Raw genomic sequence first — 10,986 nt, 5'->3', positions numbered from 1 at the left:
CCACACGGCAGCTGATTAAGGAAGCGACTTACACTCCCCGGCACACGCCACGACCATGAATGATCCGGAAACGAATCAAAAAAACAATTACCCCACCAACAAACACAACCACCCACAAAAGAGCAGCCCCGCCTGCCGGCAAGATACATTGGCACACTATCGAGTTCTCAAACATCACCTGTACACCACCTCAACACCAGAACAACCAGTGCCTCAACAGCGACTCGCTCAACATTAGTACCACCCAGCAGATCATGTCAACCCACCAGAACAGCAACCAACCTCAAGCCCACCAACCCGACCAGAACCCTACGGCCCGCCGCGCTGACTCGAATCAATCTACACACACCACCAACCACACGCAAAACACCAGGCCAACACCACTTTTCTCAGATCTACCCAACCAAGAGACCCACCACCAACCCCCACCCCAGGCACCCCACACACTCACCACAAAGAGGAAGGCCCGCCCCCGAAGATCCGGCCACCTCCGTCCGAACGTGTGCGCACGGTGGTGATCGGATCGCGTGAACCCTGGGTGAACAGGACTCAGAAGTCCCAGTCGGATTCCTCCGTCGATTCCGCCCGCCCGATCACGTACGACGATCCCGAGCCCGAGAAGAAGTCGTGGGTCTCGCTGGATTCCGGTGCCAGCGCCGCGAGCACGTCCGGCTCGACACCTGCCGCCTCCTCCTCGAAGCGGGCCGGGTATCCGAGATTCATCAACGCCTTGTCGGCGTTGTAGTGGACGAAGGCCATCACGCCGTCGATGAGATCGAATCCCTCATAGAGGTCGGACGAGTACTCGAGCTCCATCCGGAGCAGTTCGTCGACGAAGTTCCCCGTGAAGTCCTCCATCTCCGCGCGCCGTTCGGGATGGGCGTCGAGGCCCCGCTGGTACTTGTACCCGGAGTAGTAGCCGTGGACGGCCTTGTCCCGGAGGATCAACCGGATCATGTCCGCGGTGTTCATCATCTGGCCGCGGGCCGAGAACCGCAGTGGCAGGTAGAAGCCCGCGTAGAGGAGGAGAGAACTCAACAGCGTCGCCGCCACCTTTCTCTTCAGCGGGTCATCTCCGTAGTAGTGCTCCATGACGGCGGTCGCCCGTTGCTGCAGCAGCGGGTTGTCCGTGGCCCACGCGTATGCGGTGTCGATCTCCGTGGTGGAGCACAGGGTGCTGAATACCGAGGAGTAGGAGCGGGCGTGCACGGCCTGCATGAACGCAATGTTCGCGTAGACGGCCTGCTCGTGCTCGGTTCGCGCATCGGGGATCTGCGAGATCTCACCGACGGTGGCCTGCACCGTATCCAAGAGAGTGAGGCCGGTGAACACTTTGACAGTGAGTTGGCGTGTGTTCTCATCCATGTTCCGCCACTGGGCGGCGTCATTCGACAGCGGAACTTTCTCCGGGAGCCAGAAGTTGGCGGTCAGCCGCTGCCAGATCTCCAGGTCCTTTTCGTCGTTCAACCGGTTCCAGTTGACCGGTCTGAGTGGCCGGGTCTCACCGGGGCGCCACTGCGGCGGAGTGAGTGAGTCTGCGATGGTCATAGCGTTCCTCTCTTCGGGGTTACTTGTCGACGCCCACCCGGGTGGCGGGTGCGTCGGCGAAGAACTGGATGAGCCCGGCGCGTACTCGCTCGACGTCTCCGGTGGTTCCGAGAAGCTCGAAGCGGTAGAGCTCGGGCACGCCGCATTTGGCGGCGATGATGGGCCCGGCGTAGCAGAAGGCTTCGCCGAAATTCGTGTTTCCGCTGGTAATTACGCCGCGAAGCAGTGCGCGATTGTCCGGGTTGTTAAGGAATCGGATGACCTGTTTGGGAACAGCCTTCGCCCGAGATCCCCCGCCGTAGGTCGGGGTGATCAACACGAACGGCTCGGTGACCTCCAGCTGAGGTTCCTTCGCCCGCAGGGGTATCCGTTCGGCGGAAATTCCCAACTTGTCGACAAAACGGGCGGTGTTCCCGGAGACTGATGAGAAGTAGACGATATGAGGTTCCGACATGGCGACACCATCACGAACTTTCATTTACGGCCCAACGAACTATACTGACGCCGGTAACCGTACCCGACGCTCCAAGGAGAACCAACAATGCCAGTCATCACCACCGAGATGCGCGAGATGCTGGGTACCCAGCTGCCGATTCTCGCGACGGTCACCGATACGAGCACCCCGAACATCGGCCCCAAACGGTCGCTGCGGGTCCTCGATGACACGCACCTGATCTTCAACGAGAACACCGGCGGCCAGCACCTCGCGAACATCGAGGCCGGCTCACGCCTCGCCATCGCAGTCATCGACCGTGAGGCACTCGACGGATACCGGTTCATCGGCACCGCCGAACTGTTCAACGAGGGTCCCGCGTGGGACAACGCCGTCTCCTTCGCGAAGGAGAACGGGATGGGCACCCCGAAGCACGCCGTGGTCATCTCCGTCGAGGAGATCTACTCCCTGAGGTCCGGAGCCAAGGCGGGAACCCGGATCGACGAGAAATGAGTTCAGACGCACTGCCCACAGGCGAAGGTCTGAGAACGTTCTTCCGCGGCTGCGCCTCCGGCGTCTGGATCATCACCACGACAGGTCAGGACGGCGAACCGGTGGGATTCACTGCATCATCGGTGGCATCGGTGGCCCTCGATCCACCCACCCTGCTCTTCTCCCTCCAAGCCGGTTCATCTTCCTGGCCCGCGGTCGAAGCCGCGGAGGAGGTGATGGTCCACGCCCTCGGTGTCGATGACGCCCACCTGGCAAGGCGCTTCTCGACGTCGGGGATCAGCAGGTTCGAGGGTGTCCATCATCTTCCCGGTCCGACCGGACTCCCTGTGATCCGGGGTCTCGGCGCCACGCTGCGCGCGAGGATCCTCACCACCATCCCGGTCGGCGGATCCAGGATCGTGCTGGCCCAGTGCGTGGAGACGTACATAGCTGGCGACCGCCCCGATCCCCTCGTGCACTCCGCGCGGAGCTACTGGCGGCCGCTCCCGCTGAACGCCGACGAAGGCTGACGGACCGGTCTCACGCCTCGCCTGCGGGTCGCCCGGATACGGGCAGCACCCGGATGCTGGCAGCGATATCCCTCGCGAGCGGGATATCCCGCCCCAGATCTCCCGACCTCAGGAGCATGACACCGGAGGTCGCACCGGTGTCGGTCACCGCGAACTCCGCGCCCGGGACGATCCCGAGGCTCCCGAGGTGTCGGAGCACAGCCGGGTCCGCATCACGGATCCGGCTCATCTGTACGTGATCCCCGACGCCACACTCAACGAGCGGACGCAGTGAACGCTCGGGCAGCCCACCATCGGAAGCGGGGATCGGATCACCGTGCGGATCCAACTCCGGGTGACCGAGCGCCGCATCGATACGCTCGAGCATCTTCTCCGAGATCGCATGTTCGAGCCTGTCAGCGTCCTCGTGTACTTCATCCCACTCGTAGCCGAGCATCTCCGCAAGGAAGGTCTCGGCGAGCCGGTGTCGCCGCACCATCTGCAACGCCAGTGCCCGCCCTTCCGCGGTGAGGGTCACGGAGCCGTACGGTGCATGGTCCACGAGGCCAGCCAACGTCAGGCGGCGAATCTGATCCGACACCGACGACGGACGGAGATCCAGGTGCCGCGCGACCTCGGAGGGCGTCACCGCACCGCCGGTCCACTCGGACAGCGTCCACAGGCTCTTCAGGTAATTCTGTGCGCTATCGGTCAGGTCCTCGAGATTCATGCCCACACCCCACCATGTTCCATGAGGAAGAACGGAACCCACCGGATCCGCATCTTTCCTCGCTCAGGTTTCATACCCAAAGACTCTATCGTGCACCAGCGACTTCCGCAGAGCCACTGCCCCACCACGACGCGCTTCGAGCCACCGGTACGGGTGCGGGTTCCCGATCCCGCACGTACACTCGTCGACCATGAGCAACGAAGAATACAACCTGGACCGTGAAACCATCGTCGACAACCTGACCGTCTTCGCGGACGCCCGCGCCGACCGCGCGAAGAGCTTCGCCGGCGGCGACGCCAAGATCGACGACACCGACATCCGCCAGTTCTTCACCGGCCTGTTCCAGGCCTTCGGGACCGATCCGGACCGTGTCACCACCAGCTTCGACGAGGCCGACCGTCTGTCCGAGGGCTCCGATAATCCGCTGTCCGTCTACTGGCCCGGCGTTATCGCGGGCGTCATGAAGAAGCCCGGCTCCGACCTGGAGGACGCCATCCAGGGAGCGCTGCAGACTCTGGCCGCCCAGACCGAGATGCCCGAGTATCTGCTCGTCACCGACTACGCCAACGTCGCGCTGATGAACCTCGCCGACGACTCGGACACCACCAAGTTCCACGTCGGTGACTTCCCGAAGCACGTCGACGAGCTGATGAGCCTGTCCAAGAAGGAGATCGACCCCGAGGAAGATGAGGACGAGTCCAAGTAGCTGGAACGTCCCACCGAAGAAGGCCCCGCCCGGAGTAACCACCGGGCGGGGCCTTCGCCCGTGTTACCGGCCCGGGGAGCATTCCACGGGCATCCTCGCTGCAGCTGTTGAGTCCTGTCAGACAACTCGTACTAAAGTCTCAAGCGGTGTTTCCCGATGGGCACCACCCCGGAATCCCGGGTCAACGCGACCACCGCACGAACCTTGTCGACGGTGGCCCCGCCGCATCCCCGACCACCCCCGATAGATGGGTCCGCCACGTTGAGCTCCCCGAAGAACGAGTCCACAGCACTCGACACCCCCGACAACTCCGTCCACCCCGTCGACCAGATCCCGCCGGCCACCCAACTCTGGCCACTGTCCTTCCAGCATGTCCTGGCGATGTACGCCGGGGCCGTCGCGGTTCCGCTCGTTCTGGGTGGGGCGATGATCGAGGCCGGACGGATGCAACCGTCCGACCTGCCCTATCTGATCACCGCCGACCTCCTCGTCGCGGGTATCGCCACGATCCTCCAGTGCGTCGGCTTCCTGCGCCTCGGCGCACGCCTGCCGATCGTCCAGGGCTGCACCTTCACCGCCGTTCCCCCGATGATCGTCATCGGCGTCAACTACGGACCCGCCGCGATCTACGGTTCGGTTCTCGCTTGCGGCCTGTTCATGTTCCTCATGGCACCGGTGTTCGCGCGGATCCTCTGGATGTTCCCGCCACTGGTCACCGGCAGCGTCATCACCTGCGTCGGTCTCTCCCTGATCCCCGTCGCCGCGAACAACATCTCCGGCGGCTACGGCGATGACGCGGGCAGCGTCGTCAACATCAGCCTCGGCCTGTTCACCCTCCTCGTCGTCCTCATCATCGAACGCTTCGCACCCGTCGCCATCGCCCGGACCTCCGTCCTCATCGGACTCGCCGTCGGCACCATCGTCGCCGCATTCATGGGCAAGGTCGACCTCTCCGGCGTCGGGGAGGAAAACTGGGTCGGCGTCGCCACCCCCTTCCACTTCGGATTCCCCGAGTTCCCCGTCTCCGCGGTCATCGCCCTCGTCCTCGTCGGCCTGGTCACCCTCGTCGAAGCCACCGGCGATTTCCTCGCCGCCGGCGAGATCGTCGGGAAGAAGGCCACTCCCCGCCAGATCGCCGACGGCCTGCGTGCCGACGGCTTCTCCACCATGCTCGGCGGCGTGTTCAACACCTTCCCGTACACCGCATTCGCCCAGAACATCGGCCTGCTGGCCATGAGCCGGGTGCGGTCCCGCTACGTCGTCGCCGGTGCAGGCGCCATCCTCGTGGTCCTCGGTCTGCTGCCGAAGCTCGGCGCAATCATCGCCGCCGTGCCGACCCCGGTTCTCGGTGGGGCAACCGCCGCACTCTTCGGCATGATCGCGGCCTCCGGCATCAAGACCCTGACCAAGCTGGAGATGAACCAGAACTCCGTCCTCGTCATCGCGGTCTCGCTGACGATGGGCCTGCTTCCGGTCATGCACCCGACCCTATTCGAGCAGTTCCCCAACTGGTTCGGCACCGTGTTCAACTCCGGCATCACCACCGGAGCGTTCACCGCGATCCTGCTGAACCTCCTCTTCTTCGGCACCAGGCGCACGCCCGCCAACGCGGGCGTCGACCTCGACGATGCAGAGTTCGCGGGCGTCGACGCTAACGTCTACAAGACCGGCACCGAACGCAGCTAGATCGGTACCGCACAACGGGCAAGACCCCGCTCTCCGACAGTCAGTGTCGTCGGAGAGCGGGGTCTTATCGGGATCGTGGCTGCGTCGGGGAGTCAAGCTACGGATCTTCTATCATACCCACTACGCCTCATCCGGAATGATCGAGATTCTTCAGTCAACGAGCGGATGAGACCAGCGGTTACTAAGCGGTTCAACCGGACACATGGAAGCTACCCGTCTGCGACCGTAGAACAAACGCCCGCTAACACTAGTCGCAAGTTGAAGAATCAATCCAGTGAGCAGGATACGACCTTTGATTTGCACAGATATTCAACCGGGGAACGAAATATCATCGCTACGAAAAACCCTACGGTTGATCAATTCTTACCACGTTTGATCCGGATACGAATATCTCACAGGCAGGCACCTAGTCGATCCACTCAGTCGGTAGCTATCCTGACTCCGTCTGTGGATGTCGGGCTGGCAACCTCTGAGACTTTCAGAATTGGTTCCGCCGCGCAGATGCCGCAATGACGATGATTACCATAAACAGGAACATCTATCAATTCTGGAATGAACTGGATCCAATGCCTGCTCCAAGGCCATAACAGCCGCGTGAACTGGCAACTGGGAAAAACGAATCAAACTCATCGAGAAGAAGCTCAAAAGGTATCCCTACAAATGTCCGTAACGACCAAAGAATCAGTCGGCATGGGCGCTCAAAATCGGTCCGAATCTACGGAGCTTCTTATTCACCCGCTTCTGCACGACAGAAGAATTGTCACTAAGACGATGCGCGGCTCCTTGCTATGCTGTACTTGTCGTGACGCAGCGCATCAGCCAACGCGTAAATATCCAGATTTGGTGCGGGCTAGATTGCTCCTTTGTTGGAGATTTTCTCACTAAAACGGCGCTGAACATCAGCTTAGTTCGTGCCGAGTCAACGCTTTCGCGCGCCCCCGTTTCTATACTCGCCTCGGATGACCGTGTCAGCGGAAAAGACCATGCCCGCAGCGAGCTTTGGTGCAGATATGGTTTTCCGGAAAGTGTCTCGTTGGCGCGGCGTGGGATGGCATCGTATTTCGGCCCGAAACGCCACCCGTTTTCGTCACTGTTGCCACATTCACCACAAGTCACCACATCCACGAAGGTGTCGATATCCCCACTACATGCTGGCATACGGTTGGGTGGATGTAGTGTCCGTTAGTTGGTTGACAGTCCACAACCAGCTCCGAATGTAGCTGCAGCACGAATCCCTACGCTTGGCAGCCGAAGAAGAGTGAACCTGAACAAGCGCGCGCCACTGCTTGACCAACATTCATCGTTCCTGCGGCTGCCACGAATTCGAAATTAAAGTAGGATTCAACTATGGGCAAGATTTATGGTCACTACGAATGGGATGACTCCGTTGGCAGCCCTGGACGCAGGGAGGATGGCTCACTCCACCAAAACCTCTACAACGAGGATCGAGTGTTGGCTGGCCACGCTCGTTTCGTTCCAGACAACGGGCGGCTGGACGAAGAAGACGAGTGCTCATATGAGAATACCTTTTTCACGTCTGAGTACCGGCGCGAATCCGAAGAAGTAAATGAACTTGCTCAATCTATTGGTGTGCTTTTGGCTCAACTAACTATGATCGGAATTGCGAAGGCCGCCCCTCACGCGAGGAAGTGGTGGCATGGGCGGGCTCGTCCGGTTGTCGGTCGACAAGCGCAGAAAATCCGCAATCTCGGAAGCAAGAAGAAATCCGAAGTTGAGGATCTGGAGCCTGCCGAGGATGAGCACGCCGCCTTAGAGGTCGACCGACGACCGGTGATGTCCCGCGAGGAAGCAATGTCGCGCATGATCGCTGGTCTGGCTGCGAGTGCTTACAGCGACGAGCAGATGCGGATGATCAAATCGTCGAGGATCGTCGGCGTCGACGACTACACAGAAATTGAGAAAACGGTCGCACAAATTCCATCCGAACAGCTGCAAACCTTGGTCCTAGAGATGGTCAAGAACCCAGCGCTCCTGAAAGACGGCTCACTCGCAAACCTGGCAAGTGTGCTAACCCCTTCAGGCTCGCTACTTGAGTTGCGTCCCATATCGGTACATCGTGAAGATCCCGAGCCCTAGTTATACTCAGCCAAGAGGTTGGTGATACCGACTGTTGGCGAAAGGGAGATCCTCCGGTGGAGTGTAGGTTATCGAAGCTCACATCCAATCACCCAACCCACTGAGTCCCCCAAGACTCGTTCTATCTTTCACAATCACCTACTGCTGAGCCCAAAGCGTCATCAAGCAGCGCTGAAGTGTCGCCCACCCTGCAAAAAAGCCCAGGGTGTCTCCCGCCAGTACGCTCACCGTTAGCTCATCGCTACCACGCTCAGAGCACCGCCGGTCTGCATCCTTCGAACCGAACACCAGTCGCGGTAGAGGAACAACTCCGAGCCTGTCGCTGCCTAGAACATCTCGACCTCGATCAGATTACAATCTGAACCAGTACCCCAGCCTGGACAGTCAACTGGATCCTGCACCGCCACCACATGCAGTACCTCCACGAGTTTGACCCGATGACCAAGGGTAGTGGACTGCGCCTCGAAAACCACCACTGTCCGCTACGAAGACGAGTACCCCGGATCCCTGGTTCACACCGATATGAAGAACGCCGAGCGAATTTCCCGACGGGGCGGGTGGAAGCATCACGGACGCGGGATCAGCTACGGCTTCATCCACCTCCTAGTCGATGGCCATCCCCGCTACAGCTACGAGACCTTTACCGATGAGACCCGCTCCACCGCCGACAAGCTCCTAGACCGCACCCTAGACGCAACGTAACAGGTGCGTGCCGGGTCGAACGCCCAATGTTGGACAACTACCAACTGTAATAACCCCACTCACACGGGGTAGCCGAGATCCTTGACACTCGCAGGATCCACCACATGTTCATTCGCTTGCACTGTCTCGCCCCCCTCCGGTAAAACCGGTAACATCGAAAGGTTCAACCGGAACCCGCACATCGGATGGGCGTAACACCAGTCCTTCAGCAGCAGCGATTGCCACAGGGCTCAACATCTACATCATGAAACGACGATACGCCGCGTTCGGGGCAAAACCCCCGAACGCCGACTGCCCCAATCTAATGGCCAAACACACCTAGACGAGTGGCGACACAGGATTTGGTGGCCCCTTTTGCCGATCTGCCACCTTCCATATACTCGGGGCTATGACCGAAAAAGACCGCAAAAAGTTGCCTGAAAAGACCTGTCTTCGTGTCTCGCCCACGGATTCTGGCCGAGTAGAGGAAGTGGATTTCAACTACAAGTCCGATTGGGTAGGAAGAGCACGCTTCTACGAAGATAGCACCACTCAGTCCACCTCTCTTAGTGACCTAGCGGGGCTTGACGAAGAAAAGTGGCAGATCGTCGGTGTGGACCTCCACGCCGCCGGTTGCCGTACCCACTCATCCGATTCGGTCTATCTCCATGTCGTCGATCTGGAAGCTGCTCGGAAAGAGGGGCGTGCTCCATTGGAGCCGAACGTTGACGGGAAGATCCCTGTGGTGTCCGTATTGTGCCACGACCTCACTTTGCAGGACATATTTAACAACGTCGTGGACGCGGAGTTCAGCCTTCGTATCAACGTGCTGGCTGATGCAGAACTAGAGTTGACAGGTTACGCTGATCGCCCCAACCAGGACTAAAAACGAGAACATCACCTCACACCAGGTGATCGCGTGAATCGATTTTTGTTCTATCTAAAGGGGTCATTTTCTACTTATCAGTCACGATTTACTACCGCCTTTAGGTAAGTTCAACAGCCCTCGTCGGACGCTCGATCTCTCTGGACGGCACATCACCCAGACCAGCTAAGAGTGAGCGTTGTTAGCTACCAACTGACGGAGTCCATGGGTGGGTCTGAGGTATCGAGGATCTTTCACTCGCGGACAGTCCAATCTCGGATCGATCTGACGATGGATGGCTTCGTGCAGCGAATCGAGGCACATGCTCCGGGCAGGTAGTGAAGATCATCAATCTCATTGCCCCGAGTCAGCCAATGAATGCCACTGGAAAGGTCCAGATTTGACCCATTTTGGAGGAGCTACGGAGTCGCTATGCCGGAGCCGAGCTGGAGATTCTGCAGCTCGGCTCCACTGCGCACAGATACGCCCTCGACGAGATGAAGGAGTTAGGAAGACCAGGTGAAGCCGCTGGTGGTATCCGCAAATGAACACCTAGAGAAATAGAACCATGCGGCCGCTTTCGCCACCGCGTTACCCCCGACGACAAAACACGACTCGGTCCTCGCTGACGAGATCAACGCCGCCTAGGTCCCGGCCCAACCCATAAACCAAACCCTCCTCTGGCAGTGCCGGAACGGAACTCAAGCCTCATATCGACCCCACCGTCTAGCGCGTCCATCTCAATAACCTCCACCCCGCCGGTCTCCTTCTGGTACTAACATCGAGCGCACCAACGAGTTCTGCACCCCAAAGCCTACTCCGTACACCGTCGAAGAATGGGATGACTGCTCGGGTAGGTGACAGGTTGCAGTCACACCGCCAGTGCGACGGCCGTACTCATGACCACCCCGGGCCCCGATAAGCGATAGACGCCCCAGACGCACCTGAGGGCACCGGTGGTGCTCAGTCCGCTCATTTGAGGTCACCATAAACGATCCGCAACTACTCGCAGGTAGCCCAGGTACGGCGGCCGAGGGGCGTTGTTCTGCAGTAGCCCGAAGAACGATTCCACAGCGGCGTTGCCCCACTCGACCCAACCCAGCCCATGCACCCAACCGCGGGAGTCTGCTGCATGGTTAGGTGGCATCTGATCTGGCTTCCCCGGGATGGCAGCCTGGAAGGATGTCATTGTGCCAAAGCCCTATCCCAGTTGAGTTTCTGTGACGATGTCGTGCGTGT

General features: G+C 59.9%; 10 protein-coding genes. 7 read left to right on the top strand and 3 right to left on the bottom strand.

Annotated features, from left to right (window positions below):
• Positions 1 to 549: 549 nt before the first annotated feature.
• On the bottom strand, positions 550 to 1,548 hold the full coding sequence (nrdF, locus tag JDV76_RS10375) for a class 1b ribonucleoside-diphosphate reductase subunit beta (protein ID WP_198736837.1): 999 nt from the start codon (positions 1,546 to 1,548) through the stop codon (positions 550 to 552).
• Positions 1,549 to 1,567: 19 nt separating this feature from the next.
• Complete coding sequence (gene nrdI / locus JDV76_RS10370) at positions 1,568 to 2,002, bottom strand: class Ib ribonucleoside-diphosphate reductase assembly flavoprotein NrdI (RefSeq protein ID WP_232959308.1); 435 nt, start codon at positions 2,000 to 2,002, stop codon at positions 1,568 to 1,570.
• Positions 2,003 to 2,089: 87 nt separating this feature from the next.
• Here nrdI and JDV76_RS10365 point away from each other — a divergent pair, with 87 nt between their 5' ends.
• On the top strand, positions 2,090 to 2,494 hold the full coding sequence (locus JDV76_RS10365) for a pyridoxamine 5'-phosphate oxidase family protein (protein ID WP_198736835.1): 405 nt from the start codon (positions 2,090 to 2,092) through the stop codon (positions 2,492 to 2,494).
• A complete protein-coding gene (locus JDV76_RS10360; RefSeq protein WP_198736834.1) occupies positions 2,491 to 3,003 on the top strand; it encodes a flavin reductase family protein in 513 nt (170 codons plus the stop codon). Before JDV76_RS10365 ends, JDV76_RS10360 begins: the two co-directional genes overlap by 4 nt.
• Before the next feature lie 10 nt (positions 3,004 to 3,013).
• Here the strand turns inward: JDV76_RS10360 and JDV76_RS10355 are convergent, their stop codons facing one another.
• Complete coding sequence (locus JDV76_RS10355; protein WP_198736833.1) at positions 3,014 to 3,712, bottom strand: metal-dependent transcriptional regulator; 699 nt, start codon at positions 3,710 to 3,712, stop codon at positions 3,014 to 3,016.
• Positions 3,713 to 3,902: 190 nt separating this feature from the next.
• Between JDV76_RS10355 and JDV76_RS10350 the strand changes: the two genes are divergently transcribed.
• From JDV76_RS10350 to JDV76_RS10330, 5 genes are all read left to right on the top strand, one after another.
• Positions 3,903 to 4,418, top strand: coding sequence for a type IIL restriction-modification enzyme MmeI (locus JDV76_RS10350; RefSeq protein ID WP_198736832.1), 516 nt, complete (start codon positions 3,903 to 3,905; stop codon positions 4,416 to 4,418).
• A gap of 156 nt (positions 4,419 to 4,574) precedes the next feature.
• Positions 4,575 to 6,104 carry a nucleobase:cation symporter-2 family protein gene (locus JDV76_RS10345; protein WP_198736831.1) on the top strand — a complete coding sequence of 510 codons (1,530 nt, stop codon included), beginning with the start codon at positions 4,575 to 4,577 and terminating at the stop codon, positions 6,102 to 6,104.
• Between the two features lie 1,347 nt (positions 6,105 to 7,451).
• Entirely contained in the window at positions 7,452 to 8,201 is a 750-nt protein-coding gene (locus tag JDV76_RS10340; RefSeq protein WP_198736830.1) for a hypothetical protein, read from the top strand.
• A 450-nt stretch (positions 8,202 to 8,651) separates the two neighbouring features.
• Positions 8,652 to 8,903, top strand: a complete 252-nt coding sequence (locus JDV76_RS10335; protein ID WP_198736829.1) for a hypothetical protein — start codon at positions 8,652 to 8,654, stop codon at positions 8,901 to 8,903.
• A gap of 388 nt (positions 8,904 to 9,291) precedes the next feature.
• Complete coding sequence (locus JDV76_RS10330; protein ID WP_198736828.1) at positions 9,292 to 9,768, top strand: hypothetical protein; 477 nt, start codon at positions 9,292 to 9,294, stop codon at positions 9,766 to 9,768.
• Positions 9,769 to 10,986 lie beyond the last annotated feature (1,218 nt).

It is taken from the genome of Corynebacterium marambiense (assembly GCF_016342275.1).
GTDB classification, from domain to species: Bacteria; Actinomycetota; Actinomycetes; order Mycobacteriales; family Mycobacteriaceae; genus Corynebacterium; species Corynebacterium marambiense.
Note: the sequence above shows the minus strand (reverse complement) of the source record. Positions and strands in the feature narration are given on the sequence as shown.

Coding starts and splice junctions, on each gene's coding strand:
- JDV76_RS10360 (WP_198736834.1), top strand. CDS start 2,491: ATGAGTTCAGACGCACTGCCCACAGGCGAAGGTCTGAGAACGTTCTTC.
- JDV76_RS10350 (WP_198736832.1), top strand. CDS start 3,903: ATGAGCAACGAAGAATACAACCTGGACCGTGAAACCATCGTCGACAAC.
- JDV76_RS10340 (WP_198736830.1), top strand. CDS start 7,452: ATGGGCAAGATTTATGGTCACTACGAATGGGATGACTCCGTTGGCAGC.
- JDV76_RS10330 (WP_198736828.1), top strand. CDS start 9,292: ATGACCGAAAAAGACCGCAAAAAGTTGCCTGAAAAGACCTGTCTTCGT.
- JDV76_RS10365 (WP_198736835.1), top strand. CDS start 2,090: ATGCCAGTCATCACCACCGAGATGCGCGAGATGCTGGGTACCCAGCTG.
- JDV76_RS10345 (WP_198736831.1), top strand. CDS start 4,575: ATGGGCACCACCCCGGAATCCCGGGTCAACGCGACCACCGCACGAACC.
- JDV76_RS10355 (WP_198736833.1), bottom strand. CDS start 3,712: ATGAATCTCGAGGACCTGACCGATAGCGCACAGAATTACCTGAAGAGC.
- nrdF (WP_198736837.1), bottom strand. CDS start 1,548: ATGACCATCGCAGACTCACTCACTCCGCCGCAGTGGCGCCCCGGTGAG.
- nrdI (WP_232959308.1), bottom strand. CDS start 2,002: ATGTCGGAACCTCATATCGTCTACTTCTCATCAGTCTCCGGGAACACC.